General features: G+C 70.8%; 21 protein-coding genes. 14 read left to right on the forward strand and 7 right to left on the reverse strand.

The features are described 5' to 3' along the window. The first annotated feature begins 374 nt into the window (after positions 1-374). Positions 375-4,040, forward strand: coding sequence for an anti-phage protein Upx-like protein (locus tag DAERI_RS02975; protein WP_103128005.1), 3,666 nt, complete (start codon positions 375-377; stop codon positions 4,038-4,040). Positions 4,041-4,173: 133 nt separating this feature from the next. Here the strand turns inward: DAERI_RS02975 and DAERI_RS02980 are convergent, their stop codons facing one another. After that, complete coding sequence (locus tag DAERI_RS02980) at positions 4,174-4,941, reverse strand: LysM peptidoglycan-binding domain-containing M23 family metallopeptidase (protein WP_103128006.1); 768 nt, start codon at positions 4,939-4,941, stop codon at positions 4,174-4,176. A gap of 120 nt (positions 4,942-5,061) precedes the next feature. After that, entirely contained in the window at positions 5,062-5,664 is a 603-nt protein-coding gene (locus DAERI_RS02985; protein WP_103128007.1) for a DUF305 domain-containing protein, read from the reverse strand. A 232-nt stretch (positions 5,665-5,896) separates the two neighbouring features. Here DAERI_RS02985 and DAERI_RS02990 point away from each other — a divergent pair, with 232 nt between their 5' ends. Genes DAERI_RS02990 through DAERI_RS03005 form a run of 4 tightly spaced genes read left to right on the forward strand, consistent with a single transcriptional unit; the run spans position 5,897 to position 9,158 of the window. Next, a complete protein-coding gene (locus DAERI_RS02990) occupies positions 5,897-6,853 on the forward strand; it encodes a prolipoprotein diacylglyceryl transferase (RefSeq protein ID WP_164973353.1) in 957 nt (318 codons plus the stop codon). Beyond that, the gene (locus tag DAERI_RS02995) at positions 6,850-7,383 is read left to right on the forward strand and encodes a thioredoxin-like domain-containing protein (protein ID WP_103128009.1); all 534 of its coding nucleotides are present in this window, start codon (positions 6,850-6,852) and stop codon (positions 7,381-7,383) included. Before DAERI_RS02990 ends, DAERI_RS02995 begins: the two co-directional genes overlap by 4 nt. 25 nt (positions 7,384-7,408) lie before the next feature. Next, positions 7,409-8,074, forward strand: a complete 666-nt coding sequence (locus DAERI_RS03000; RefSeq protein WP_103128010.1) for a response regulator transcription factor — start codon at positions 7,409-7,411, stop codon at positions 8,072-8,074. A gap of 1 nt (position 8,075) precedes the next feature. Further along, a complete protein-coding gene (locus DAERI_RS03005) occupies positions 8,076-9,158 on the forward strand; it encodes a sensor histidine kinase (RefSeq protein ID WP_103128011.1) in 1,083 nt (360 codons plus the stop codon). Between the two features lie 15 nt (positions 9,159-9,173). Here DAERI_RS03005 and DAERI_RS03010 read toward each other — a convergent pair whose 3' ends face one another. From DAERI_RS03010 to DAERI_RS03020, 3 genes are read right to left on the reverse strand one after another with little or no spacing between them, the layout of a single operon-like run. After that, positions 9,174-9,557, reverse strand: a complete 384-nt coding sequence (locus DAERI_RS03010) for a hypothetical protein (protein WP_103128012.1) — start codon at positions 9,555-9,557, stop codon at positions 9,174-9,176. After that, the gene (locus DAERI_RS03015; RefSeq protein WP_103128013.1) at positions 9,554-10,186 is read right to left on the reverse strand and encodes a hypothetical protein; all 633 of its coding nucleotides are present in this window, start codon (positions 10,184-10,186) and stop codon (positions 9,554-9,556) included. Before DAERI_RS03015 ends, DAERI_RS03010 begins: the two co-directional genes overlap by 4 nt. Next, positions 10,183-10,659 carry a hypothetical protein gene (locus DAERI_RS03020; RefSeq protein ID WP_103128014.1) on the reverse strand — a complete coding sequence of 159 codons (477 nt, stop codon included), beginning with the start codon at positions 10,657-10,659 and terminating at the stop codon, positions 10,183-10,185. The genes DAERI_RS03015 and DAERI_RS03020 overlap by 4 nt, the downstream gene beginning before the upstream one ends. Before the next feature lie 621 nt (positions 10,660-11,280). Between DAERI_RS03020 and DAERI_RS03025 the strand changes: the two genes are divergently transcribed. Together DAERI_RS03025 and DAERI_RS03030 are read left to right on the forward strand one after the other, a co-directional pair. After that, the gene (locus DAERI_RS03025; protein ID WP_103128015.1) at positions 11,281-11,433 is read left to right on the forward strand and encodes a winged helix-turn-helix domain-containing protein; all 153 of its coding nucleotides are present in this window, start codon (positions 11,281-11,283) and stop codon (positions 11,431-11,433) included. Continuing rightward, complete coding sequence (locus DAERI_RS03030) at positions 11,430-12,734, forward strand: sensor histidine kinase (RefSeq protein ID WP_103128016.1); 1,305 nt, start codon at positions 11,430-11,432, stop codon at positions 12,732-12,734. The genes DAERI_RS03025 and DAERI_RS03030 overlap by 4 nt, the downstream gene beginning before the upstream one ends. Positions 12,735-12,854: 120 nt before the next feature. Here DAERI_RS03030 and lnt read toward each other — a convergent pair whose 3' ends face one another. Beyond that, entirely contained in the window at positions 12,855-14,387 is a 1,533-nt protein-coding gene (lnt, locus tag DAERI_RS03035; protein WP_103128017.1) for an apolipoprotein N-acyltransferase, read from the reverse strand. A 149-nt stretch (positions 14,388-14,536) separates the two neighbouring features. On the opposite strand from lnt, the gene DAERI_RS21890 reads away from it, so the two are divergent. The 3 genes from DAERI_RS21890 to DAERI_RS03045 all read left to right on the forward strand — a co-directional run bounded on the left by DAERI_RS21890 (position 14,537) and on the right by DAERI_RS03045 (position 17,242). Continuing rightward, positions 14,537-14,752 carry a hypothetical protein gene (locus DAERI_RS21890; protein WP_133161948.1) on the forward strand — a complete coding sequence of 72 codons (216 nt, stop codon included), beginning with the start codon at positions 14,537-14,539 and terminating at the stop codon, positions 14,750-14,752. Between the two features lie 58 nt (positions 14,753-14,810). Then, positions 14,811-16,151, forward strand: a complete 1,341-nt coding sequence (locus tag DAERI_RS03040; protein ID WP_235610224.1) for a peptidoglycan D,D-transpeptidase FtsI family protein — start codon at positions 14,811-14,813, stop codon at positions 16,149-16,151. Positions 16,152-16,228: 77 nt separating this feature from the next. Beyond that, positions 16,229-17,242 (forward strand): peptidoglycan DD-metalloendopeptidase family protein, encoded by a 1,014-nt coding sequence (locus DAERI_RS03045; RefSeq protein ID WP_103128018.1) that lies wholly within the window; start codon positions 16,229-16,231, stop codon positions 17,240-17,242. Positions 17,243-17,414: 172 nt separating this feature from the next. On the opposite strand, the gene DAERI_RS03050 is transcribed toward DAERI_RS03045, so the two are convergent. After that, positions 17,415-22,277 (reverse strand): NACHT domain-containing protein, encoded by a 4,863-nt coding sequence (locus tag DAERI_RS03050; RefSeq protein WP_133161949.1) that lies wholly within the window; start codon positions 22,275-22,277, stop codon positions 17,415-17,417. Positions 22,278-22,640: 363 nt separating this feature from the next. On the opposite strand from DAERI_RS03050, the gene DAERI_RS23025 reads away from it, so the two are divergent. The 4 genes from DAERI_RS23025 to DAERI_RS03070 all read left to right on the forward strand — a co-directional run bounded on the left by DAERI_RS23025 (position 22,641) and on the right by DAERI_RS03070 (position 26,634). After that, entirely contained in the window at positions 22,641-23,528 is an 888-nt protein-coding gene (locus DAERI_RS23025) for a C39 family peptidase (RefSeq protein ID WP_103128290.1), read from the forward strand. Between the two features lie 205 nt (positions 23,529-23,733). Further along, positions 23,734-24,225 carry a TlpA family protein disulfide reductase gene (locus tag DAERI_RS03060; protein WP_164973355.1) on the forward strand — a complete coding sequence of 164 codons (492 nt, stop codon included), beginning with the start codon at positions 23,734-23,736 and terminating at the stop codon, positions 24,223-24,225. Positions 24,226-24,335: 110 nt separating this feature from the next. Further along, positions 24,336-25,493, forward strand: a complete 1,158-nt coding sequence (locus DAERI_RS03065; RefSeq protein WP_235610225.1) for an acyltransferase — start codon at positions 24,336-24,338, stop codon at positions 25,491-25,493. Positions 25,494-25,668: 175 nt separating this feature from the next. Then, positions 25,669-26,634: an alpha/beta hydrolase family protein gene (locus DAERI_RS03070; protein ID WP_103128021.1), complete on the forward strand. Its 966-nt coding sequence runs from the start codon at positions 25,669-25,671 to the stop codon at positions 26,632-26,634. Positions 26,635-26,711: the final 77 nt, after the last annotated feature.

Here is a 26,711-nt window from a genome sequence, read left to right on the forward strand (position 1 = left end):
GCTGCTCGTCATCCAGTCCCCCGGTTCCCGGCAGCCGTCCCCTCCGCGCCGTGTGGGACGCGAGGAGAGGCGCGGACGGTCGGAGGGGTGGCCGGGAGCCCGTGAGGCGGCCCTCCGCCGGGAGGCTGGCCTTCCGGCCCCCGCGTCGCCACTTCAGGGAGGGGCCGCATGTCTCAATTCCGGCAAATCTGTTGCGGCGCAACAGATTTGCCCGACCGAAGGGAGAAGGAAAGAAAGCGTTCCGGTGGTGGAGTGGACGAACCGGTGCTCTCCCGGTTCGGTAACGGATTAACCGGAACGCTTATCGGCGTCCGGCCCGGCACGCTCACCTTTCAGGGGGAGGCCTTCTGTTCTCCTCTGCTGAACCCAACACCATGACGAACTGGAACACCTACAAAACAGAGCTGGCGCGGTTCTCGCCGCTGGAGTTGTTGCGGGGAGGCGCCGCCGCGCAGCTCCACCCCCGGAACGCTGGCCGGCTCCTGCGCCTGAGCGCCTTCACGCAAGCCGCCCTGTCCTTGCCGTCATCGGAGGATGGGCGCGTCCCTTCCCGGGAGGAGTTCCTCGGGCTGATCCAGACGGCGGGCGCCGTTTCGGGGTTCTCCCTCATGGAAGACCCCTCCGATAACGCCCCCACCGAGCACCTCGTCGTGCCGGCCGGGGACTTCGTGGTGTTTCCCGGCATCGAGGAGGAGGCCGTGCACAGCCTGGAGTTGCTGCTCACGGGCGCCTTGGAACTGCTCCGGCGGGGAGGCGGAACGCCGGAACTTCACCGCGCGGTCCGTTCCTGCCTGGCCCTCCTCACCCTGAGTGACGAGGTGTACCGCCGCGGCGCCGAGCACCTGACGGCGGGCGCCCATGAACACGGGGTGTATCTGCCCGACGACGAGGGCTTTCAGCGCCTCAAGGACGCCGTGACCTATACGGAGCTCGACCTCACCGGGGTGCTCACCGACCGCGGCCTCGACGTGGGTGACCTCGCGCCGTTCATCGTGGCCCAGGGCAGCGGCCCGGTCGGGGAACCCGGGCTGGACGGGGGTCTCCTCGCCCACCAGCCCCTGGTCGCCAGTGGGGACGCGTACGTCTTCTTTCCGGTCGGGCAGGTGTTGCGCGCGGCGCGTCACCTCCTGCTGACCCCCAACACCTTCACGGCGGCCCTTGAGGCCGTGTATTACGACCTCGCCTGGCGGGGCGTGCAGGTCTCGTTGCGGCGCATGGGCATCGTTCAGCCGCTGGTGGCGTTCGCGGGCGTCCATACTCCGCTCGTCCGCACCCGGGCCTTCGAGATTGACGGCGACAAGGTGCTGCATCTCGCGCTCGTCGGTGATCCCTTCCGCAACTATCGCCCGCACGAGCTGTTCGAGCCCTCCGACCTGAGTGCGCTGCAACCGCAGCTCGACGGAAGTTACGCGGCGTTGCAGGCGTTGCTCAGCGCCTTCCCCGAAGGGTCGCGTTCACAGGTCTTCTCGCTGGTCGTCTTCGAGGGCATCGGGAACGTGGCGCTGCTGCCCGCGCTCGGCGCCGAGACCGCCTATGCCCTGAGCGTGGGAGCCTCGGACCTGGAGATGATGTCGTACGACTTCGAGCGTGACCCGCTCGGCCTGCTGTATTTCGCGCAGGCGGTGGGTGACCTGTATCGCCGCCACCGACTGGGCCTGGTCGGCACGCTCGACCTGTTCGACGCGTACCGGCGCCACGGGCACAGCTTCTACCTGTCCGATCACGCGCCGCCCACCGGGTTGTTCCTGATGCCGGGCGGCGCGGGCAACGTCCGCCGTGAGCGGCGCGCCGAGCTCGCCGCCCACGGCGTGCCGTACGGTCCGGTCTGGACCCGGGTCACGAACTACCACCGTGATCCGGGCGTCGCCCTCTTCCAGTCGCTGGAGATGTTGCGCGGCGGCCTGATCAACCTGCTGGCCGAGGGAGACGCGCTGCGGATCTGGGTGGTGGCCCAGCACGAGGAGGCCCTGGACGTGAACCTGCCGCTGATCGCCGAGACGCTCGCGTTCTGGCTGTGGCAGCTCGCCCCCCACCTCGAAGAGGATCTGGCGGAGGCTGGACCGCACCTGTTGCGGGTCGTGATCCTGCCGGTCTCCACACTCCCCCCCGACCCGGAGGCGCCGCTGGCTGGCCTGCGCGTCCTGCCCGACCCTCGTGGCCGCTCGGTGCTGTTGCAGGTGGACGAGACGTTCACGGCCAACTTCACCACACCGGACAACCTTCCAGAGCGCACCCTGATGCGCAGGGTGCTGGGCGCCCTCGGGGAGGTCATGGTGGCCCACGGGCTCCTCAGCGCCTCACCCGACCTGGAGGCCGCCATCGCCCGCGTGATGGGCGACCCGGCGAAGAAGAAGATCAGCGTGCTGCGCGACGTGCCGGTCCTGCTCGGGGGCGACGAGCTGCCGCGCGCGCGGGTCTTGCAGGAACACCAGGAGAGCCGCTCGCTCGACTTCCTTGCCAACGCCCTGGGGGCAGACTTTCCGGTGGGCACCCTCCGGGAGGGAGCCGATGCCCCCGCGCTCCTCAACGCCGCCGTGGGGAAGTTGTACGGGGAGTTCGTTCGCCTCGCGGGGACGCTCGACGCCGGCCGAGCCCTGCCGTACTTCGTGCGGCAGCACGAGGCGACGGTTCAGCAGACGGCCAGCCGCCAGTTCACGTTCGACTTCACCCGCCGCTGCTACGCTGGTCACCCCATCACGCAGCAACGCCTGCGTGAGGAGTACGGCCGCAACAACCGCACGGCCATCGCGTCGCGGTTCGTGATCGAGTACCTGGCGGCGCAGCCACCGCAGGGGGAAGACGCGCCGACCCTGGAACTGTATGACCGCCTGATCGCGCTCGCCGCCCTCATCCACGCCTTCGGCACGAACAGCGACCTCGCCTTCCACCGGCTGGCGCACGTCACCGCCGAGATCCTGCCGTCCGGTCGCCTCGCCTCCGACCGGGGCGCGTACGAACCTGCGAGGACGGCCTTCGAGGCCAACATGTTCGACGACGTCACGCGCGAGTCCCTGAGCCTGGCCCGCTCGTACCTCGGTGACCTCGCCCCAGGGGACGAGCTGCCGGACCGCGCTCTGTTGGACGCGGCTTTTGAGCGCGAGACCGGCTGGACGCTGGGGGACACGCTGGCATTCCTCGACACCGTCAGCGCTCTTCCCGGGAGCGGGGTGCTCCCGCGGCAGATGCCCCTCCCCGACTTTCTCCGCACCCTCGCCCGGGCCCTGGGCTGGGACGAGGGCAAGGTGCGCGCGTTGCTGGACACGCTGAGCCTGACGCCGCGCCCCCACTTCCTGCGTCCGCCCAGGCCCTGGCGTCCCGAGGACGTCCAGCCGTGGCGCTTCAACCGCCGGCTGTCCTCCCTGCGCCGCCCGGTCCTCCTGCTGGAGGGCGAGGCCACCCCCCAGGTGGTGTGGGGACCCCGGGCCGCCGCGTCCGCCTCACACTACCTGCTGGACCTGCTGCACAGCGGGCGCTTCAAAGCGGACAGTGTGGAGTTGCGGCAACTCCTCGGGGAGGTCAACCGCAGCCGGGGGCGGGCCTTCAACCAGCAGGTGGCCGCCTTCCTGAGGGCCCTGGGCTTCTGGCATGTCCAGGAGCAGGCGAAGGTGTTCGGAAGGGTGCGCCTGCGGGACGAGCACGGCCTCGACCTCGGCGACATCGACGTCTTCGTCGTGGACGACGTGCGGCGCAGGGTGTACTGCGTGGAGTGCAAGAACTTCGCGGTGGCGCGCACCGCCGCCGAGACCCACGCCCTCTTCGAGCGGCTGGAGCGCGGAACCGCGACGGAACGCTCCATCGTGGAGCGCCACGAGCGGCGCGTCCACCACGTGCGGCAGCATCTACCGGCCATCCTGGAACACTTCGGCCTCCCGCCGGGGGACTGGGAGGTCGAGGGCTTCATCGTCTTCAACCACGATTCCGTCGCCTACTCCCTTTCGAGCGCGGCTCTGCCCGTGCTGTCGTTCGAGCAGTTCGTCCGGCGAATGGAACATGGTGTGGTGAGGGGGGCAGCGTTGCCCGGAACCGGGGGCACGCCCTGATCCGGCCAAGCGGCCCAGGGAGAGGGAACTTGGAACGTCTGGCCCTTCCACCCTTCGCGCTGCTGGCCTGCACATTGGGCGGGCGGCTCGGTCGCCGGGCCGCTCCGGACGGCGGGGTCGAACTGGGCCCGGCTCAGTACAGACTCAGCGGATTCACCGGCGTTCCCTGAACCGTCACGCGGTAGTCCAGGTGCGGGCCGGTGCTGTTCCCGGTGCTCCCCACCCGCGCGATCACCTGACCGGCGTCCACCCGCGTCCCCACCCGGGCGAGGTTGGCGCTGTTGTGGCTGTAGCGGGTCGTCATGCCGTCCCCGTGGTCGACGAGCAGCGTCCAGCCCCAGCCGCTCTGGGCGTCGAAGCGCGACTCGGTCACCACGCCCGGCCGCGCGGCCCGGATGGGCGTGCCGGTCGGGGCCGCCAGGTCCACGCTGGGGTGACGCTCCAGAAAGGGGGTGGTCAGGCGGCCCTGCACGGGCATGACGGCCGTCACCCGGATGGACGCCGCGCGCACCGTGGGGGTGCCGGGCGCGCGCGTGACGGCCGGCTTGGCCGGCAGGAGGAGGCGCTGACCCACGCGCAGCGGCCGCTGGGGATCGAGGCCGGGGTTGGCCGCGAGCAGCGCCGCCAGGGTCGTGCCCTGGCGCTTCGCGATCAGGGAGAGCGTGTCCCCGCGCCGCACCGTCCACCCGCGGGCCGGGGAAACGGCGGGCAGGGTCAGGCGCGCCCCGGCCCGCAGGGTCCCCTGCCGCAGCCCGGGGTTGGCCTGGACCAGCGCCTGGACGGTGGTGCCGTGCCGCACCGCCAGCCGGGTGAGGGTGTCGCCGGGTTGCACGGTGACCGTGGCGGCCGCGGCGAGGCCGAGCCACGTCAGGGTGAGGGTCAGAAGAAACTTGGCAGTCATGAACGCCCGGCAGCTTGCCCCATAATTGTAAAGATGGCGTAAAGACGGGCCGGGGGCGCGCCGACCGGTTGGCGGAAAAGAACCTGGCCCCGCTCGGGGCCAGGTCTGGGGTGAGGGACGTTAAGCGCCGCGCTTGATCAGCCACTGGCGGAAGCTGTACATCTCCCCGGCCTGCGCGGTGACGATGTCGCGGGCCAGCTTGAGGACCCGGGCGTCGCTGCTCTTCTCCAGCGCCATCTGCGCCATGTCGATGGCCGAGGAGTGGTGGGGCAGCATGCCCTGCACGAACGCCACGTCGGGATTCCTGGCCTTTTTCACCGCGTCGGCCATGCCGCTCATGCTGCTCTTCATCATGTTGGCCATGCGGGCGTCGCTGCCCCCGTAAGTCTTGAGCCACGTGTTCATCTGGGCGATCTCACGGTTCTGGTCCTTGATGATGGTGTTCGCCCAGGTCTTCACCGTCGTGTCCTTGCTCAGCGGCAGCACCGCCCGCGACATGTCCACGGCCATCTGATGGTGCGGAATCATCATGCTGAGGAACGCGCGGTCAAACGCCTTGCCCTGGAGCTTCTCCAGGCCGCTCATGTCCATCTGCATGGTCATCCCGGACATGGTGTTGCCGGACATCTGGCTGTGGTCCATCCCGCCCATGCTGCCCTGGGCGAGGGCGAGTCCAGTGAGCAGGGCGGCCGTGCCGGCGATCAGAAGAGGGTTGCGCTTCATGGCCACAGGCTAGAGTGGGTGTGTAAAGTTCGTGTAAAACGCGTCCAGGTGAGTGAAACCTGAAGGTGGGGCTGAACCCCTGTTCGGGCGTGGCCGCCTCCCCGTTCAGGAGGGGTCCGGCCAGCACCCGGCGGCCAGGGTGCGCCTCCTGCCCCCAGCTTTACACGAGCTTTACAGGTTCTGCGTAGCTTCAGAACAGGCTGGGGTGGGTTGTCCCGGCCGTGGAGGTGGCGTGGACCCGGTATTCCTTCAAATCGGCAGTTTCAAGATTGCCTGGTACGGCGTGCTGATCACGCTCGGCATCGTGGCGGGCGTGTGGGTGGGCACCCGCATGGCCCGAGACCGTGGCCTGAACGTGAACCTCTTCAACGACATGATCCTGTGGATGATCATCTGGGGGCTGGTAGGCGCCCGGATCGTGTTCGTGGCAACCTCCTGGGACCAGTTCGCGGGCATCCCCTTCCCGCGCGTACTGCTGGACATCGTCAACCTGAGGGCCGGAGGCATCTCCATCCACGGCGGGCTGATCGGCGGGATTCTGGTGCTGATCTACTACACCCGGCGCTACAAGCTCAACTTCTACGAGTACGCGGACCTGTTCGTACCCGGTGTGGCCTTCGGCATCATCGGCGGGCGCATTGGCAACATCATGAACGGCACCGACACGGTGGGACGGGTCACGGGCTGGCCCATCGGCTACCGCTGGCCCAACGGGGCGCGCGCCTTTCACGACGGCATGTGCGTGCGCAACCCCAACCCCGACTTGGACCTCTCGCGCTACTGCCAGGAGATCGGCGGGCAACTGGTGATGACGGCCCCCGTCCACTTCACCCAGCTCTACGGGGTCTTCATCGGGATCATCCTCTCAGTCGCCGCCTACTTCTGGCTGCGCTCACGCAAGGCGGGGTGGGCCTTCTGGCAGTTCTGGCTGTGGTACTCGATCCTGCGCGCCGGGCTGGAGGAGACCTTCCGCCTCAATCCGCTGACCCTCAAGTCGTACCTCAACCAGGGGCCCAACGCACCCGGCATCGGCCTGTGGACCGACACCCACCTGATCAGCATTCCGCTCATCCTGGTCAGCATCGTGATGCTGCTGCGGCTTCGCAACCGACCGGACACGCGACCGGCTGGCCGCTTGGTCGGCCCCTCTTCCCCCGCAGCCGAGCCCACCCCAGTGGAGCGCCCATGAACCGGACCACCTCTTCCCCGCCCGCCCGTGATCGTTCGCGCCGGGTCCTGGGGCTGGTCCTGCCCGCCCTGCTCGCGGCCTGCTCCTCACGGGACCTCGCCGGGGTGCAGAAGTTCACCTTCCAGGCGGGGGATCACCGCGAGGGCCGGCTGGTGTACGCGCAGACGCCGCCCGCCGGGGGGCCCCACAACCCGTCCTGGCAGAACTGCGGCGTGTACACGTCGGCGCTGTACAACGAGTACGTCGTGCACAGCCTGGAACACGGCGCGGTGTGGATCACGTACGGGCCGACCCTTTCCCCGGAGGACGTCCGAACCCTGGCGGGTCTGGCCCAGGGCCGCACGCACGTCCTCGTCTCCCCGAACGGGCAGCAGACCGCGCCGGTGGTCTTGACCGCGTGGGGCGCGCAGCTCCCGGTGGACGGGGTCGGCGACGCCCGCATCCGGGCCTTCCTCGACCGCTACGAGCAGGGTCCGACCACACCCGAGCGCGGGGCCGCCTGCACCGGCGGCTACTCGGGCACCCGGTGAAGGCGCCCGGGAACCAGGGGAACCTATGGCCACGGTGCTGATCGTGGACGACGATCCGGCGATCCTGGAGGTGCTCACGGCCTACCTGGTGGCGGAGGGCCACAGCGTGGAGACCGAGGACGACGGGCTGGCGGCGCTGCCCCGGCTCGCCCGCGCCGACGTCGCCATCCTGGACTGGATGCTGCCCGGCATGACCGGCGTGGAACTCACCGCCCACGCCCGGCGGGAGCATCCCCAGTTGCCGGTCCTGCTCCTGACCGCCCGGGGCGAGGAGGAGGACCGCCTCAGGGGCCTGAACGCCGGGGCCGACGACTACGTCGTCAAGCCCTTCAGCCCCCGCGAGGTGGTGGCGCGCGTCCGCGCCCTGCTGCGCCGCGTCGGGGTGCAGGACCACATCCAGGCTGGTCCGCTGACGATGAACCTCAGGAGCCGCGCCGCCACGCTGCACGGCCAGCCGCTGGCCCTCTCGCGCACCGAGTTCGACCTGCTCGCCACCCTGGCGCAGCACCCCGGCCTGGTCTGGTCGCGCGAGCGGCTGATGGAGCGGGTGTGGGGTCCGGACTTCCCGGGCGTGACCCGGGTGGTGGACGTGCACATCACCGCCGTGCGCCGCAAGCTGGGGGACGACGCGGACGCGCCCACCTTCATCGAGACGGTGCGCGGGCTGGGCTACCGGTTCCGGGAGGACTGACATGCGCCTGTTTCCCCGCCTGCTGCTCAACCACCTGATGTGTGTCGCGGTGACGGCCGCCGTGCTGCTCCTGGCGGCCGAGGTGGCCGCCCAGCCCTTTATCGGGCACCACGTGGACGAGATGATCCGGCTGATCGGCCCGGAGGGGGGGCGGCTGCGCGGGGACCTCACCGGGGGGATGCGCGGCACCCTGACGCGCGCCCTGCTCGCGGCCCTGCCGCTGGCCCTGCTGGTCGCCACCGGGATCGCCTGGGCCTCCGCCCGGCGGGTCACCGCGTCGGTGCGCGCCCTGCAGTCGGGCAGCGGCGCCATCGCCAGCGGGGAGTACGCGCGGCGGCTGCCGGAGGCCGGGCAGGACGAACTCGCCGACCTCGCGCGCAGCTTCAACCGCATGGCGGGGACCCTGGAACGGGTCGAGCAGACGCGGGTCGAGCTGATCGGCAACGTCGCCCACGAGCTGCGCACCCCGGTCAGCGCCGTGCGCGGCTACGCCGAGGCGGCCCAGGACGGCGTCCTGCCCGCCGGACAGGCCCTGGAGGCCATCGCGCGGGAGGTGGCGGGCATGGAGCGGCTGGTGCAGGACCTCAGCCTCGTGAGCCGGGTGGAGGCCGGTCGGGTGGAGCTGAAGGTGGGGGACATCCCCCTGGCCGAACTCTTGTCACAGGCCCAGGACCGCTTCGCGCTGGCCTTCGAGGACCGCGGGATCGCGTTTCAGGTGGACCTGCCCCCGGGTCCCCTGACGATCCGGGCAGACCCCGAGCGGGCGCAGCAGATCCTCGCCAACCTGCTGCGCAACGCCCTGCGGCACACCCCGCCGGGCGGAACGGTCCGGGTGTCCGCCCAGACGGAGGGAGCCCACGTCTATGTCTCGGTCACGGACACGGGCAGCGGCATCGCGCCCGAGCACCTCGACCGGGTGTTCGAGCGCTTCTTCCGGGCGGACCCGGCCCGGACCCCGGGAGAGGGAAGCGGGGTAGGCCTGACCATCGCCCGTGGACTCGCCCGGGCGATGGGGGGGGACCTGAGCGTGCGCTCGGCGCCCGGACAGGGCAGCACCTTCACCTGGGCGGTGCGTCGGGCCTGACCGTGGCCCCCACCCTCAGCGGTCGAGGTACTTCTCGGCCGTCCTCAGCGCCGTCAGCGCCTCGTCCCGTGAGTATCCGCCCTCCATCAGGCGGCGCACGCTGGCCTCCCGCCGAACCGTGAGTGCCTGGGAGGGCACCGAGGACTCGCTGGCGCTCACGTCTCGGAAAGGCTGCCGTTCGGCGACCGCCTGGTGGCTTTCTAAGTCCTTCACGAGGACGACGTGGTCGCCCTGCCACCGCAGCTCACCGACGTCCGCGAAGCTCAGGGACCGCCCCGCCTGCAACTCCTCCACGAACTCCTGGGCGTACCGGCGGGCGGTGGTCTCCTGAACGCCGGAGGTCTCCAGCTTCTCCTCCAGCGTGTGGAAGGCCTGGTCAAGGGTCAAGGTCTCGGTCACGTCACACCTCCGTACGCCCGCAGCACCCTCTGGAGAGCGTGGTTCAGCATAGCAAAGTCGTCCTCAGGCCATTGCTGTGGGGGCCGCCGCCCGGCCAGCCGGGTGATGTCCATGTTCAGCGGGGACTCCGGCGCGCCGCTCACGGCGTACTGGGCGAAGGCGCGGGCGAAGATCTCCTTGGGTTTGAGCAGGTACGCCGCCAGGAGTTCGGTGTCGAGGTCCTCGCGACGTGCGGCCTGCAGGAGCTGCCACGTGGTGGACTGCTGGACGGCGGTGTCGAAGGCGGTCCACGCCCCGGCCTGGGCCGGGGTCCGGTTCGCGCCCTCGCTCGCCCAGCCCTGCTCGGCCCCGAGGACGCAGTAGTCGAGGGCGTGGCCCACCTCGTGCAGCAGGGTCAGCCCGGGAAAGAGTTTGGCGTCCGCCACCCGGGCGCCGAGGTGCGCGGCCCCGGCCTCGAACACGCCGTTCTCGTCGCTCAGCGGCTCGGTGCGCACCCCGATGGCGGGCACCGCGGGCACGGGGTCGGGCACGCGCGCGAGCACCCGGTGCGCCTCCCCCAGCGCCTCCAGACGCGGGTGCCGGGGAGGCACGAGCAGTGGGAAGAGGGTCACGATGGGTGCGGACGTCATGCCGTGGGCGTGACCTCCAGCGTCACGGTATGGGTGTCGACGCTCTTGGCCCCCACCTTGAGGATGAAGTTGAACTTGCCCTCGCTCGTCAGCTCGAACCTGAATTCGATCTTCGCGCTGGCCTCGAAGGACGCCTCCAGCCCGGCCAGGGCTTGCAGGCCCGTCCGGACGATGCGGGTGGCCTCTTTGAGATGGGCGGGCAGCGCGTCGAAGTGAGGCGCGGCCCCCCGGCGTTTGAGGACGAAGGTCAGGCGCTGCGTGTCGGCGCGGGTCATGTCCCCGGTGAGAAAGTCCTTGGGCACCAGTTTCGTGACCGGCTCCGGCACGCCCGCACCCCCGGAGCGTGACGTCACCGCCAACAGGTCCACCGTGACGCTGACCACCCGCAGCCCGGTGTCATTCTCCGCCAGCGCGACGATGGTCTGCAGGTCGGCCAGCACGGTCTGGGCCCGCAGCGAATCCGGGAGGGTCATGGGGCGCTCCATTCTGGACAAAGGGTCATCTTGCGTGACTGTAGCGGCCCCCGGGGGCCGCGTGGGAGGCATCACCGCCGGGGTGTCGAGGACGGCTGCTCCCCCGCGCTTTTGCCGTTTCCTTACACTCGCCCCCTACACTGCCGCCATGCGCCTGCTGCTCCCCGAAGACGACCAGCGGCTGCGGGCACCGGTGGCGGCGGGCTTGCAGGAACCCGGGCACGGCGTGCAGGAGGTCACGTCGGCGGGTGAGGGCCACACCTCGGCTGCCGCGGGCGAGTTCGACGCCCTCATCCTGAACGTGATGCCGGGGGGGAGAACAGGACGCGGGCTTCGGGGTCGTCCGGCCACTGCGGGAGGAGGGGGACGCCACCCCGATCCTCGTCCCGACCACACGGACCGATGTGAATTCCCGGCTGACGGCATCGGACATCGGCGGGGACGACCACCTGAGCCTGCCCTTCGATTTCCGCGAGTTGCGCGCGCGCCTCTCGGCCCTGGTCCTCTGCTCGGCGGGGCCGCCCGGCAACGCTGCCCCGCCGCCGGGCGGCTGCCAGGTGCATGTGCTGAGGCGCCGAGTGACAGGTCCGAACGGTCCCCCTCACGCCCAGAGGGTTCGAGCTGCTCGAAGGCTTCGCCCTCCACCCGGCCCAGCCGGAGGTGGAGAGCCGGGTGGTGGACGTGGATGTGGGGAACCTGCGCCGCAAGCTGGGGGAGGGCATGATCCTCACCGTGCGCGGGCACGGCGACCGCCTCGGCGAGGTGGGGCCTTGACCTTCCGCTGGCGGCTCACGCTGACCTACGCCGCCCTGCTGGGCCTCCTGCTCATGATCGCGGGCGCCCTGAGCTACGCCGCGTTCCGCCACACACTCTACGCCGGGCTGGACGACGCCCTGCGGGTGTACGCGCAGAAGCAGGCCGAGATGAGCCTGAGCGCCGACCGGAAGTCGCCGCATAAGGAAAATCCCGCCCTGGACGCCATTAATCGCCAGCAACCCGTCCGCATGACGGTGTATGGCGCCGGGGGCCAGGAAGTGGACTGGGGGCCGTCCCGGGTGGGCTTCATTCCCGGGGCGGGAACGTTTCAGGTCGGTGCGGAGCGCGTCTTCGTGTTGAAGACGGCCGGGGGCTGGATTCAGACCTCGCAGTCGGACGCGGGGGTGCGGGCGGCCCTGGGGCAGATTCTGCGCCTGGAGTTGCTGGGCGTGCCCCTGCTGCTGCTGCTGGCGCTCCTGGTCGGCTACCTCCTCGCTGACCGCGCGCTGCGGCCGGTCGATCAGGTCTCGGACCTCGCCGCCCGGATTGCCCGCAGCGGCCAGCCGGGCGAGCGGGTGCCCGTCGCCCCCGGCTCGGACGAACTGGCCCGGCTGACCCGCACCATCAACGACATGCTGGGCAAACTGGACGCGCTCCTGACCCGCGAGCGGCTCTTCGCGCATGCCAGCGCCCACGAGCTGCGCACCCCCATCAGCGTCATCCGCGCCACGGCCTCGCTGGCCCTGGAGCGGGAGCGCTCCCCCGAGGCGTACCGCGAGGCCCTCGCCCAGGTGCGGGACGTCAGCGAGGACATGAGCGCCCTCACCCACCGGCTGATGGAGCTGGCCCGGGCCACCCGACCTCCCGGGGGCCACGTGGTGAACCTGGCGGACGTCACGCTGATGGCGACCGAACTCCACGCCACGGACGCCCAGAAGAAACACATGTCCCTGGAGGTGACGCTGAACGACGCCTCCACCACGGGGGACCTGGGCGCGCTGGTGCTGGCGGCAGGGAACCTGATCCAGAACGCCATCCAGTACGGCCCGCCGGGTTCGGCGGTCCACGTCTCCTGCGGGGCCGACGACGAGGTCGCCCGCCTGACCGTGCAGGACGTGGGTCCAGGGATTCCGCAGGAAGAAATGCCGCGTCTGACGCAGCCCTTCCAGCGGGGGCAGGGGACGCAGAACCTCGGCGGCGCAGGGTTGGGGCTGGCCCTGGTCCAGGTCATTGTGGAGGCCCATGGAGGCGGCCTGGAGTTGGCGAACCGTGCTGAAGGCGGCCTGCGCGCGGAACTGGTGTTCCCCCGGCGCGCGTGAGTCCACCCGGCCTGGGGCAGGCTGATTCCGGGCGGGCCGGGATCCGCTGATGGCGGCGGGGGCCGGCGTGCCGGTCGGTGGGTTCCGGCTCTGGCGGCGGGCCTCCACCCCGTTGGCGCCTTAGGGTGCCCCTGCCTCCGGCCCGCCCGGACGCCCCCCACGTCTCCGGGTCGGTAGGGGGAGCAATGCCAGCAGCGCCACCCCGCTCCCCCAACTCACCCAGTCGCCGTACCGGACGGAGGGCGTGCGGACCGAAGAGACGCCGAAGGCGACCCGGTAGGCGCCCCGCTGTCCCCGGGGTGCGCGGAACGGGACCCGGCCCCAGGGGTCCACGACGGCGCTCACCCCGTCGTTTCCGGCCCGCAGCAGGAACCGCCGCGTCTCGATGGCGCGCAGGCGGCCCATCTGGAAGTGCTGCTCCGCCCCCGCTCCCCGGCCGAACCACGCGTCGTTGGAGAGCACGACGAGCAGGTTCGCCCCCGCCCGCACGGCCTGCCGGCTCAGCGGCCCGAACACCGACTCGTAACAGATGCTGACGCCCGCCCGCAGGTCCCGCAGGGGCAGCACGTTCAGCAGCCTCCCGGGCGTCAGGCTGGTCAACCCGGCCATTCCCAGACTCCGGAGCACCGGCGTGTAGAGGAAGCCCAGCACCCTTGAGAAGGGCAGGCTCTCCCCGAACGGCACCAGAACGCGTTTGTCCTGTCGGCCCGTGACCCCCCCGTCCACCCCGTAGGCGCTGTTGCGCGCCTGGCCCGGCACGTCGCCCGGAGCGCCCACCAGCAGGGGCACCCCCAGCCCCCGCAGGGCGGGCAGCACCCCCGGGTCGGAGGCGGGCAGCGGGCTGGCCGTCTCGGGCCACACCACCAGGTCCGCCGCTCCCGAGCGCAGGGCGCCCCGCGTCAGGTCGAGGTAGACCCCCAGCTCGTCCAGGGTACGCCCCCGGGCCTTGAGCCGCGGGTCGATGGCCCCCTGCACGAGCACGGCCGTGCGGGGGGTGGGCGCGGGAGCGGGCGTCACCCACCGCCCCCACAGCCACGCGGCGCTCCAGAGGGCGAACAGCGCCAGCAGCGCCGGACGCCGACTGCTCCCCAAGCCCGCGAGGACGCTCGCCGTGAGGGTGACGAGCAGCGTCAGCAGCGCCACGCCGCCCACGCTCGCGAGCTGGGCCAGGGGCGTGCCCGTCAGGGCGTACCCGGGGTTGCCCCAGGGAAACGCCAGCGGTCCCCGGGTCCGGAGCAGCTCGAGGAGCACCCACGCGAACGGCAGGGCGGCCAGGGTGCGGGCCCCGAACACGCCTCGGGTGAGCGCCAGGGGCACCGCCCAGGTCAGGGCCGCGGCGGGCAGGACCAGGACGGTGAGCAGTCCCCCCAGGGGACCCAGCACCTCCCCCAGGCTGGCGGGCAGCCAGGCGAGGTGCAGCGTGAAGAAGGCCAGGGCGAATACGAGGGCGGTCCGGAAGGCCGCCCGCCCGTCGGGGCTGCGGGCCAGCCGGCGGTGCAGGAAGGCCAGCGGCAGCGGCGCCAGCACGGCCAGGGGCGACGGCAACCCCAGCAGGCCCAGCACGGCCCCGGCGAGCGCGTCGCCCAGCCAGGCGGGCAGCGGCGGGGCATTCAGGCGGGCCCGCCAGGCGCGGAAGGCCAGGTGGTCGTTCACGCGCCGCAGGCTACGGGAGCCGTGTTCAGGTGCGGTAAAGGACCTTTACACGGACCTAACACACCCTGCCTAAGCTGCCGGCGGAGGCTTTCCCCCATGCCCACATCCACTGGCTCTCCCGCTCGCCCTTCTTCCCGCCGGGGGTCCCGGTGACGCCCCCGCCGCCCCGCCGCGGGAGGTCCAGCTTCTGGTTGGGCGCCCTCCTCGTGCTGGCCGCAGTTCTGGGGGCGGCCTGGCTGGCGGGCTCCATGTCGGACCGGGGCCTCACCGGCAATCCGGCCATGAACCCCGGGATGCCCTCCATGCCGGGGATGGATCAGCAGAGCATGCCCGGCATGGGGGGCGCGGCCCCCTCCGCCCCCTGACCCTGGCCGCGGGCCTCTCCTGGGGCCCCGTTCATCCCCGAAGAAAGACGTTCCTGCCGTGCCCCACTCCTTTTTTCGCGCGAGCGATTACCAGCTCTCCCGCCGGGCGAGCGTCATCGCGTTCCTCGCCCTGGTGTCCTTCATGATCCTGGCCGTCGCGCTCGCCAAACTGGCCGCACCGCCCAACGCTGCGCCAGCCCGTCCGGTGGTGACGGCCCGCGGGCCCCTCCTGAGCGCCGACGGCCGGATCCTGGCGGGCGGGCCCCTGCAAGCCCGCCGGTACCCCCACGGGTCCCTCGCCGCGCCCATCGTGGGCTTCGTGGGGGCGTCTGGCGGTCTGGAGGGCGCCGAGCGCGTCTATGATGGCCGGTTGGCGCGCGGTGAGGCGCTGACCCTCACGCTGGACACCCGCGTGCAGGCGGCGGTGGAACGGGTCCTGGAGGACGCCGTGAGGCGCACCGACGCCCAGTTCGCGTCGGCGGTCGTGATGGAGACCCGGACAGGGAACCTGACGGCGATGGCGTCCGTGCCCGGCTTCGACCTCAACCGGTGGCCGCAGGTTCCCCCCGACCGCTGGCGCAACCGCGCGGCGCTGGACGAGTACGAGCCGGGCAGCGTCGTCAAGGCCCTCACCGTCGCCGCGCTGCTGAACGAGGGCCGCACCACGCCCGACACGGTCTACGACACGCCGATGTGGCGCCGGTACGCGGGCGCGACCATCAACGACATCGTTCCCCACCCGGGTCAGCTCAGGACCCGGCAGATCCTGCGCTATTCCAGCAACGTCGGCATGACGCGTCTGGTGGAGGATGTCCCGCCCGAGGTGCTGCACCGCTACTTCAGCGCGTACGGCTTCGGGCGGCCGGTGCGGCTGGGGCTCCCCACCGGGGACGGCCTGCTGCGGGACCCGGAGGACTGGGGCGCGCTGTCGCAGGCCACCATGGCCTTTGGGCAGGGCCTGACGGTGACCACCCTGCAGCTCGCGGCGGCCTTCAACGTGCTGGCGAACGGCGGGCGGTACGTGGCGCCCCGCCTGGTCGTCGGCGCCCCCACCGGAAGCCGGGCCGTCCTGAGCCGGGCGACCGCCGCGAGCATGCGGGAGATGCTGCACGGGGTGATCGACGAGGGCATCAGGGCGAAGGCCGAGCTGCCCGGGTACCATGTCGGCGGGAAAACCGGGACGGCGCAGGTGGCCGTGGATGGGCGCTACAGCGGTGAGGTGTTCTCCAGCACCTTTGGCGGCTTTGTACCGGCTGGTCAGCCGCGCTTCACGGTCGCGGTGATGGTGCGCGGGGCGAAGCGCGAGTACCAGGGGTCGCAACTGGCGGCGCCGATCTTCCGGGACGTCACGTCGGCCCTGCTGTCCCTGCACGCCGTTCGGCCGGATCCCGGGCCCTGAGGACGGGGAGACGCGGGCCACCTCTGGGCCGGGCCGTGGACAGTCCGACACCCGGTCTGGCAAGCTGCGCCGTACCGATGCGCCGTCCCCTCCTAACCCTGCTGCTGGCCTGCGCCGTCTCCGCCGCCGCCGTGAACGTGACCGTCCTGCCGGGCGACACCCTGCCCGTCCTGGCCGCCCGTCACGGCGTCACGCCCCTGGACCTGCTGCTCGCCAACCCGGGCCTGGGGCCAGCGGACCTGCGCCCGGGCCTCACCGTGGCGCTTCCGCCCGGTGCCCCGGGGCCGCTCCCGGTGGTCCCCTCGCCCGCGCCAGCCCCTCCCAGCCCAGCCGTTCCCCCGGTGACCCCCTCATCGCCGGATGTCGCCACCAGCACCTGGACGGTGCGGCGCGGGGACACCCTCTCGGCCATCGCCCGCCGCCACGGGCTAAGCCTCTCGGGCCTGCTCGCCCTCAACCCGGGGGTGGAGCCGGAGCGTCCGCTGATGGTCGGGCGCGTCCTGGTGGTGCCGGTGGGCTCAACCCCGGCTGATGGGGCGTCGGTGGCCGCGTCCCGCCTGCCTTTGCCCCTGGCCGCCTCACCCGCGACTCCACCTACCAGCGGGGTGCTCAGGGTGACCTCGACTGACTCACCCGCGCAGGACGTCCCGGTGGTTTCCCCTTCTCCCGAGGAGCCAGTATGGCCGGCCCCCCCGCCCGCCTTCCCCGCACCTCCCCAGGGACTGCCGGTGAGCGGTGCCCGGCTGACGAGTTCCTTTTCCCCGGCGCACCCGGGGGTCGACCTGGCCGCGCCGCAGGGGACGGCGATCCACGCAGTCGCCGCGGGTGTGGTGGTGGAGTCGCGCTTCGACGCCCGCTCGGGGTGGGGCTGGACCGTGCTGCTCGAACACGAGGGAGGCTGGCGGACGCGCTACAGCCACAACAGCGCGAACGTGGCGCAGGTCGGGGAACAGGTCCGGGGCGGGCAACTCATCGCCAGGGTCGGCAGCACTGGCCGCAGTACCGGGCCGCACGTGGACTACCGGGTATACGTCGCGGGCGTGGCCGTCGACCCGCTGGCCCTGCCGCCGGGCCCCTCGGCCCTGCGCTGACCCCCGGTCACTTCGCGTCTGCCACCGCTGCGACCCTCCCGGAGTCCTGCGCGGCGGCCCTTCCCCTTTCGCTTCGGGCGTGGAGAAGCCAGCTTCACCATCTCCCCGGTGGGATCACCCCAAGTTCACGTCCGGCCGCTCGCGCGAACCTGTGCGAGCGTAGGTGAAGGTCTCAAGTCGCGTCCAGGAGGCTGTGCAGGACGGGTCGCACGCGCCCGGCAAGCAGGTCGATGCCCAACGGCGCGATGGTGTCCTCTCTGCAAAGACGTTCGATCTCTGCGGCGCACCACTCCCGCAGCTCCTCCGATAACCTGCCAGCACGGGCCAAGAGTCGCGGTACCGTGGCGACGGCCGACGGATCACGGTCCGTCGTCAACCAGGCGGCCAAAGCCACGGCGAACGCTGGGTCGTTTCGCAAGCGCCGGATCAGCGGCGGTGTCATACTTTCAGAGGCGATCGTGGGAACGGCCGTGCAGTGCTCGAACGTGCCTTTGAGCGCCTCGATCAAGTTCTCGGGTGTGGCGTGCAGGCCCATCAAACGGAAAGTGAGCCGGTAGGACGCTTCCGCCTTGCTGGACGCGTACCAGTCGTAGGCGCGGTGAACGACAGGGCTGTCCGGCCAACCCTCCGTCAGGGCCATCAGGACGCTTTCCCGAGGGGGGTCATCGCCGAACGCCGTGGTGAGCCGGTCCAACACAGAGGCGTTGCCTCTGAAGTGCTGGCCCAGCAGCTGGGCCGCGGCAAGCGTGGTGTCGCGGTGGGCATCTGCGTCCTCAAGAGCATCCAGACAGGCCTCCAAGAGGAGTCCGCTGCCCGGCACCACACGCCCGAGGAACCGCAATACTGCTGAGGAGTTTCCCACCGCACGGTGTTGTTCGACGACCTCCAGCACCTTCCGCCTGGCCACGGGAGACTCGTCCGCGTATGCCGCGAGCACTCGCAGGAGACGGCCGTCGTGTTTTTCCTGAACTCCAAGGAGGTCTTGTCCGGTTGCCCTTTCGACGTCCTCCCAATGCTGCACGACCACGGCCACGAAATTTCCGGAGACATCAAACGCCGCTTCTAACACCGGACGGATCCACTCCGAGAGTCTTCGCCCATGAACCTTGACGGTCACCGCGTCGAGTGCGCCAAGGGTAAGCAACCCGGCAATGCCCGCCTGCGCGTGAGTTCGAAACGAGATGCCCGGGGTGCTCGCATGCCTGGTGAGTTGCTCGATGACGGGCGCCAGGTCGCGCCCTTCCGCCCGGGCGCGAAGCGCCAGGCTGATGGCGCACTGCACGCGCGTTTCTGGATCGCCTTCTTCGTGGTGCGCCTCCAGCAGGTTCAGCACCTCTTGTGCGTCCCCCCAGCGTTGCTGGAGCTTGGAGGCGATCACCAGCCGTGAGGCGGGATCAAGTGGCATGGACCTGTCCCGCACGACCTGCCGAATGGAAGCGTCGTGCCGCAGGTGATAGGCGACGTCACCTGCCCCCTCCGCACCTCTGTCCAGAACTTGCCGGGCGTACTCCAGCATGCGCGGTTCTTGGGAGAAGAGCCGTAACGCGTGATGGAAACCGTTGTGGGCGAGGCTCTGCTGCTGATTCAAGTGCGTGAGGGCGGCATCCAGAATGGCCTGACCGTCTTCGCCCACGCCCACCTTGGCCAGTCCGTTCAACACGAAATCAGGTCGGGCGCACGCCGGGTCGCGCAGCAGGGCCAGGAGCCGCCGACGTGAGGCGCCGGCGTCGCGCAGGATGCCGGGAATGAGGAAGCCAATACTGGCCGCCACATCGTCAGGACCATGAACCAGCGGCAGGAGTCGGGAGGCCACCTCCGGGTCGTCCATGCCCCAACCCTCCAGCAAGGCCTGGGCCGACCAATGCGGGAACCCGCTGTCGAGACCGGCGAGCAACTTCGCCTGGGCAGGGGCGGTTCGGCCAATCAGGGACGCGAAAAACAAGTCGCGATCTTCCAGATCGCCGCTTTCCAGGCGAGCGTCGATGGCCTGCACAATCGCGGGGACATCGCGGAAGTGGTGGAGCAGCAGTGGCCACGCGTCGTGCGTGCCCAGGAACGGATGTTGCTCGCCGCGAATCTCCCCGGCGACGGCATCAACCACTTGAGGATCAGCAGAGAAGCCGCGCAGCAGCACCTTCCACGCCGAGTCGTTGTCCACCCCGGCCCGGGGCCTGGCGGGCATACAGACGTCACGGACCCGCGGGTGACCCGGCCACCCCTGCACCAGAACGTCAACCACCAGATCACGGAGTTCGTAGGGCACGCCGCTCGTGTGGTTCAAAAAGGACAACGCGTCGTCCAGGTACGGGTCGGTGAGTCGACCTTGTTTGGCCAGGCCGAGATAGGCGAGGAGACGGTGTTCGGGATGGGGCGAGGCGGCGTGGTGGTCAAGCAGTTCCGAAAGCTCCGAGTCCGCGGGCGACGCGAGCACGAGCGCGTGAAGGGCACCTCCTTGGGCTTCGACCGAGTGTGCCTGCTGCACGACCCGCTCGAGACGCTCGAAGAGTTCAGGCTGCTGACTGCCCAGGGCGGCCAGGGCCCTGGCGGCGGCGGCACGCTCCGGGGCCTCCTCTTCGTATAGGCCCCGGAAGAGCAGGGCAATGGTGTCCTCCTCCGGGGGCCAGGTCCCCATGACCTCGATGGCGCCCGAGCGGTACCGCAGGCGCTCCGGGAACCAACGGCGAAGCCGCTCGTGCACCAGCTCGCGCACCTTGGCGGAGTGCAGACCGTCGAGCGCGTGGCCCAGGAGCCGTTCACGCTGCGGTGCCCACGTCTCGCGCTCGATGGCCGCGAGCGTGTCGCGCGCGACCTCCTGCGCGAGCGCCGGTGGAACCGGGAATTCCCCGAATGCGGCCTCCGCCAGGAGCTGGGCCAGGTGCTGCCGCTGCGCGACGGCGCCGCCCGGGGCACGCAGCACGTCCATCAGTTGCCGCACCTGCTGCGGCGGTCGCGTGAAGTGCAGCGTGCCCAGCAAGACTTCACGCCACTGGGCTTCGAAGCGGCGCGCCCGGACGACCTCCAGCTGGTCGTCCAGCCGTGAGAGGTACCCGGCGGCCAGAAACTCCTGCAGCGAACGGTGGAAGAAGCCCGCCTCGTGCGGGGACCGCCCCACCAGCAGCCCCGAGTTGGTCTCACCGACGGCGACCAGGCGCGCGGCGGACGTGCTGGCCTCACGCCGCCCGAGGCCCAAGCCCACCTCATCGTCTTGCAGGTACGCGGCGACCACCTCGCTGGCGGCGTCGATGGGAATCACGCCCTCGGGGTAGGCACAGTGCATCTCATACGCGAGGCGCTCGAACGCCTGCCGCGTTTCCGCCGGGGAGAGGTGGCTGTCGTCGTCGCCCATCGCCGCGGCTCGCCGCCGCCGCCGGGGGTGCGCCTCCAGGAGGTGCTTGACGACTTCCTCGTACACCCGGAAGCGGCTGCGCGGCAAGGCGACCTCCGCGCGGCGCAGCGCGACCAGCAGGCACAGCAGGAGCGGCACGGCCGCCAGGTGCGCGAGGTCCGGCGAGTCGCGCAACTCCTCGAAAAAAGCCTCCACTTCCGCCACCGCGCGCCGCGCGACCACGTCATCGCCCGGGTCCTCGTCCGCGTTTCGCAGTTGGTGCGCGAACCAGGTCCCGGCCAGGCGGCGCTGCTGTGCCTCCGAGAGGTCGGCAATGTGACCGTCCGCCCAGCCACTCAGCTTGGCCTTGAACAGTTTGTACCCGTCCGGGCGGCTGGCGAGCAGCACCGGCACCCCGCGTTGCTGCACGAACACGCGCAGTCGGTCGAGCGCGAGCTCGCCGTAGTCCGAACGCACGTACTCGTCCAGGCCGTCGACGACGAGGAGCAGGCGCCCGTCGTCCAGGGCCCGGTCGATGAGTGGCGCGAGGTCCTGGGCATTGAAGGCGCGCAACCACTGCCGCATCACCTCGTGCAGGGACACGGTGTTCTCGCCTTCGAACGAGATCACGCGTGTCCAGAAGGCGAAAGGCACCCATACGGGGAGGTGCTGACCCCACTTGCTCGCCACCTGTGCCAATTCCGGCGCGTCATCGAGCAGATCGAGGGTCAAAAAACGCAGCAACGTGCTTTTCCCGGAGCCGGGACCGCCGAGGATCACCTGGGCGTCGTGCTCGGTCAGCCAGCCCTCCAGTCCCCGCCGTCGGGTGTCGGAAGAGGGACGAGCGGTGCGGACCTCCCGACGGCGTCGACGCCGCGTTTCGTGTTCGTGGTCGGCCTCGGGGTCTTCTTCAGGGCTGGTCGGCTGTCCGACCGGAAGACTTTCCGGCGGCGCGTCGAGAATGTCCGGCAGGATGAACCGTTCGCGGAGCGAGGGCGCGCGGACACGGGTAGCGTCGGTCAGGGCTACGCCGGAGTCATGTTGCTCGAACACGGACGCGTAGAACGACCGGAGCCCCTGGCGTAGCTGGAAGAAGTTGGGCGCGTCGAGACGATCCTCCAGGGCCCGCGCCGCGTCCGCGCCGCAAAAGGCTTCGACCCAGGGGCGACCGAAGAAGTCATCCACGACTTCGGGCATCTGCTTGAGCAGGCGGTTGAGTTCGTCCGCGTCCCAGCGGAGGAGCTGGATGTGGTGGGCCTCCAGCACCCCCTGCTGTTCGCGGAACATGTCGTCCCGCTGCTTCCCCCGCAGGCTTTCCATCGTGCACAGCACGAAGGCGGAGGTGCGGTCGCGCCCCACGAACCCGTCCTCCTCCAGGAACTTCTCGACGGCCGCCTTGATCCTTGCGGGGCCGAAGTCCTCGACGCGTTTGCACTGGTACACCACGTACGTTTCGCCGTCGAGCTCACGGGCGTACAGGTCAATGCCCGCCTGCGCGTCGCCCTGCTCGCCGTACAGGCGGCAGCCCTCCACCGAAGCGTCCCGCTGGGCGAGGCGTAGACAGAGCCGTTCAAAGTCCTGCCAACTCAACTCGCGGTACGGCAGCTCCTGCAGGCGCGTATGGACGGGGGGATTGGGGACCCGCCCGACCGGCTGAGAGAGCCGGGTGGGCAGGGGTGCGAGGGCTTGGGGCGCGGCGGGCAGGGTCACGTCCTCCACGATAGCTGTCGAATAACCCCCCGGTGGAGGATTCCGGCCGTCGCCAGCTCACCCGGAACGCCCCAGGTCACCGTCCCGCTGGGTGGTGTGGAGGGCCACTCCAGGCACCGCTTCCACAACGTTCGTCTTGAGGGATACCTATGAACAGGCTGAGGTCGGGTCCGCGACCTTGATCTCCGCCCTCCACCTCGCTCCGGAAAGAAAGCGGCGCAAGACGATGCTCACCTGTGGGAGCGGCGCGGGAAGCCCGGCCCGCAGTTGTCTCAACTCAGGCCAGGCTCAAGCGCGGGCCCTGCTCGCCCAACGCGTTCTTTACAGGTTTTTTACAGGCCCCCGGCAAGATAGGCCATGCCGATGCGACCGCTTCCTCTGTTTTCGCTGGCTCTGTGCGCGCTCGTCGGGTCGGCGTCCGCCCTGCCCGCGAGCGTCACCCTGAAGAACATCCGCCATGAGTACCAGGGCCCGGACAACTGTGCCCCGGTGACGGCGCTGACGGTCCTGGGGTACTACGGCACCCGGGTCAGCCAGGCGGGGGCCGCGAATGCCATGAAGGACTACCCCGGCGACCCGCAGGTCACCAGCCTGGAACTCGCCGCCTACCTGGGCCGCTCCGGGCTGCGCAGCGTGATCCGCTACGCGGGGGACGCCGAGGTGCTGCGCGAACTGGTCTCCCGCGGCTTTCCGGTGGTGGTGCAGCAGCGCCTGCGCACGGGCAGCAACGTGGCGCACTTCCGCACCGTGTACGGGTACAGCCGGGGACGCTTCCTGGTGAGCGACCCCATCCGGGGCCCCTCGCTGAGCCTCACCACGGCAGAGATGCAGGACCTGTGGCGGTACTACAACGGCGAGTACCTGGTCGCGTATCCGCCCGGAAAGGAGGCGCAGGTGCGGGCGGCCCTGGGCGAGGACTTCGGCGTGGCGGCCAACTGGCGGCACGCCAGACTCCACGGGGAGCAGGATGTCAGGGCGCGCCCGAACGATCCCTATGCCTGGTGGGGGCTGGCCAAGGCGAACCTCCGGCTGGGGAAGGTCGCGGCGGCCTCCGGGAACTTCGACCGGGCGGTGGCGCTCGGCGTGCCGACCCTGTACCTCCTGTACCGGCAGGAGGCCCTCGAGGCGTGGACCCGGGCGGGTGAGCACCGCAAGACGCTGAACCTGGCCCGGCGGGCCCTGAGGGCCTACCCGAGAAGCAAGGAACTGCTGCATTTCGAGCAACTCGCCAGCCGCGCGCTCGGGGCGTAGGAGCGCGTCACGGCGAGGTGGGCGAAGGTCCAGGGCAGGGGACGAGGACGGCCCCGGCGGGACGCCGCAACGGCCCCGGCTCGCTCCCGCCGCGTGCCCTCTCCGGTGGGACGCTGGCCGCTCCGGGGGAACGGGTGGCCGCCCCGCCCTCATGTCCGGGCGGTACAACCAGGCTGGACCGTTCACCTGCTGTTCCGGAGGAGACATGAGAAGCCGTACCGCCATCTGCCTCACCGTCCTGACCCTCCTCGGCGCCGCCCTCGCGGGTGGCGGCGGGCCGGTGGCCGGCATCGGCCAGCCAGCCCCCAACTTCGTCCTGCACACGGTGGACGGGGAGACCGTCCGCCTCTCCGACCTGCGGGGCAAGGTGGTCATCGTGCTGTTCGGGGACGTCCACTGCACGGTCTGCCGGGCAAACGACCGGTTGTTGCGCCTGTACCAGTACCAGTACGTGGACCGTGACCTGGCGGTGCTGAGCCTGCACGCCCACGTGACTCCCGACGAACTGGCCCGGTACGACGCGCAGTTCCTCTTCGGCGTGCTCACGGGGCGTGACCCCGGCGACGTCGCCACGCACGCGTACCGGGCCACGCTGCCCACCACGGTCTTCATCGACCGGCGCGGCCGCATCCGGCGGGTCGTGCACGGCCGCCTCGACGAGGGCGAGCTGGTGCGCGACCTCCAGGCCTTGCTGTAGTCCCCCACCCGGGGGACAGGAGGAGGAATGAACCCCCCGTTCCCTGGAACCCCGGCCCGGCCTCAGAACGCCGCGGAGCCAGCATCCGGCCGCGCGGCGAGTGAGGTGACGTGGACCCCTTGACCACCCCCGCGACCGGCGAGCCTGGCGATCCGCCGCAGGTGCCCGGGCAGGCAAGCCCGGGCGAGACGTCGACCGGGGCGACGACCGCGCCGGACACGCGCCCCGCCCGGATGGTCGAACTCGACGTGTACCGCGGCGTGACCATCCTCGCGGTGGTGCTGCACCACCTGACGGGTCTGGCGATCCGTCACGCGGCGGCGGGCTCGCTGCTCGGCGGGGGCCTGATGGTCCTCAACCGCGGCACGCACTTCGTGGTGCCGGCGTTCCTGTTCCTCACGGCCCTGGTCCTCACCCGGTCCGCCCTGCGCCGCTTCCACCTCGGCGCCTATGTCCGGTCGCGCGTCCAGAAGGTGCTGGTGCCGTACCTCTTCTGGACCGCTGCCTACGTCGGCTTCCGGGTGTTCACGGCCCAGGACCCGCCGGCGGTCCTCGGGGACCCGGACCGCTGGCGGGTCTGGCTCCAGTACGGGAAAGGGTACTTTCACCTGTACTTCCTCCTGATCGCCCTGCAGTTCTCCCTGATCCTGCCCCTCCTGCTGCCCCTCTTCCGCCGGAGGCCGCGCTTCCGGTGGGTGCTGGTCGGTGCCGTCGCGCTGCAACTGCTCGTGTACCTGCTCAACCGTTCGGGCGTGCTCCACTTCCGCTTCCCGGCCACGATGGTCCTGTGGTACCTGCCGGTGCTCGGGCTGGGCATGGCCTTCGGGTCGAGTGACGTCCCCTTCGGGCGCTTCTGGCACCGCTGGCGCCTCTGGATCGTCGCGGCCACGCTCCTCACCTTCGCCTGGTACGTGCCCCTGTCCGTGGCCCTGCTCCAGAGGGTCCCGGTGAGTTCCGCGGCGTACAGCCTCGCCAACTGGTCCTACACGACGGCCGCCTCGCTGGCCCTCCTGGGGCTCGCCCAGGTCCTCACCCGGGCCCCGGCCCGGCTGGTGAGGGTGCTCACCTCCCTGGGCACGGTGAGCCTGCAGGTGTACCTGCTGCACCCGGCCGTCCTGCTGTTCCTGGAACGCCGGGGGTTTCCGGGAGACCCGGCCCGGTTCGTGCTCGTGCTCGCGGCGTACGGGGCCGTGGCCCTGGCCGTGCCGCTCGCCGTGGCCCGCCTCCTGGCCGGGACGCGGGTGGCGCGGTGGGTCTTTGGCCGTTGACCCGCCGGGGCCGGGGCGAGCCCCAGGAGCGCCGCCCGGAAGGCCCGTGTCCAGGACTGGCTTTACACGACCTGAACAAGGGCCGGGTAGGGTACGGCGACCCGCCGCGCCACCGGGAGAGCCTGTCCGGCCCCTCCTCGCCGCCCCCCCTCGCCCCCGCGAAAGGTGACTGACCATGCCCCACCCCTTGCGCCTCGCCCTGCTGCTCGCCGGCCTGAGTGCGGCCCCGGCCGCCCAGGCCCGGCTCACCCAGACGGAGAACGCTCCCCTTTCCATCGAGCGGATGCGGGCGCGCGCCTACCCCGGCAGCGCCCTCACCACCCGCCAGACGCTCCGCCCGGGCGCGGGGTATGAACGGCGCGTGGTGTCCTACCTCTCGGACGGGCTGCGCTTGGGCGCCCTGCTCACTGTTCCGAACGGCACGCCGCCCAAGGGGGGGTGGCCCGCCATCGTGTTCAACCACGGGTACATCCCTCCCCGGCAGTACCGGACCACCGAGCGGTACGTCGCCTACGTCGACGCCTTTGCCCGCGCCGGGTTCGTCGTCCTGAAGCCCGACTACCGGGGCCACGGCAGCTCCCAGGGTGAGCCCGCGGCGGCGGCCTACTGGTCGCCGGAGTACACCGTCGACGTGCTCAACGCCTTTTCCTCCCTCCAGAAGTTGGAGGGCGTGAACCCAAAGCGGATCGGCATGTGGGGGCACTCGATGGGCGGGCACATCACCCTGCGCGCCATGACCATCAACCCCCAGATCAAGGCGGGCAACATCTGGGCGGGCGTCGTCGGGCCGTACGACGTGATCTTCCGGGACCTGCCCCGCTGGGGAAGCGGTTCGGGGGCCAATGATCCCCGGGCCCGCCTGCTCACGAGCTACGGGACACCCCAGCGCAACCCGGCCCTCTACCGGGCGATCTCCCCGAACGCCTTTCTCGCCGACCTCAAGGGCCGGCCCCTCCAGCTTCACCACGGCACCGGGGACACCCACGTCCCCCTCAGCCTCTCCCAGGCGCTGGCGGCGGGCCTGAAGGCCGCGGGGCAGCCGTACACGTTCTTCACCTATCCCGGGGACGATCACAACCTCAGCCGGAACTTGCAGGTGGCCCTCAGGCGGTCGGTGGAGTTCTTCAAGAAGAGCCTGTAGGGCCCGGCGGCACAGCGGCGCCGTGTGCGTCGTCAGACTGGTTTCGGTCCGCCTGAAGCCTTGATTGGACACGCTCA

Source organism: Deinococcus aerius (assembly GCF_002897375.1).
Lineage (GTDB): Bacteria > Deinococcota > Deinococci > Deinococcales > Deinococcaceae > Deinococcus > Deinococcus aerius.

Coding starts and splice junctions, on each gene's coding strand:
- DAERI_RS23025 (WP_103128290.1), top strand. CDS start 22,641: ATGCGACCGCTTCCTCTGTTTTCGCTGGCTCTGTGCGCGCTCGTCGGG.
- DAERI_RS02975 (WP_103128005.1), top strand. CDS start 375: ATGACGAACTGGAACACCTACAAAACAGAGCTGGCGCGGTTCTCGCCG.
- DAERI_RS02985 (WP_103128007.1), bottom strand. CDS start 5,664: ATGAAGCGCAACCCTCTTCTGATCGCCGGCACGGCCGCCCTGCTCACT.
- DAERI_RS03070 (WP_103128021.1), top strand. CDS start 25,669: ATGCCCCACCCCTTGCGCCTCGCCCTGCTGCTCGCCGGCCTGAGTGCG.
- DAERI_RS03060 (WP_164973355.1), top strand. CDS start 23,734: ATGAGAAGCCGTACCGCCATCTGCCTCACCGTCCTGACCCTCCTCGGC.
- DAERI_RS03020 (WP_103128014.1), bottom strand. CDS start 10,659: ATGACCCTCCCGGATTCGCTGCGGGCCCAGACCGTGCTGGCCGACCTG.
- DAERI_RS02995 (WP_103128009.1), top strand. CDS start 6,850: ATGAACCGGACCACCTCTTCCCCGCCCGCCCGTGATCGTTCGCGCCGG.
- DAERI_RS03005 (WP_103128011.1), top strand. CDS start 8,076: ATGCGCCTGTTTCCCCGCCTGCTGCTCAACCACCTGATGTGTGTCGCG.
- DAERI_RS03000 (WP_103128010.1), top strand. CDS start 7,409: ATGGCCACGGTGCTGATCGTGGACGACGATCCGGCGATCCTGGAGGTG.
- DAERI_RS03045 (WP_103128018.1), top strand. CDS start 16,229: ATGCGCCGTCCCCTCCTAACCCTGCTGCTGGCCTGCGCCGTCTCCGCC.
- DAERI_RS03015 (WP_103128013.1), bottom strand. CDS start 10,186: ATGACGTCCGCACCCATCGTGACCCTCTTCCCACTGCTCGTGCCTCCC.
- DAERI_RS02980 (WP_103128006.1), bottom strand. CDS start 4,941: ATGACTGCCAAGTTTCTTCTGACCCTCACCCTGACGTGGCTCGGCCTC.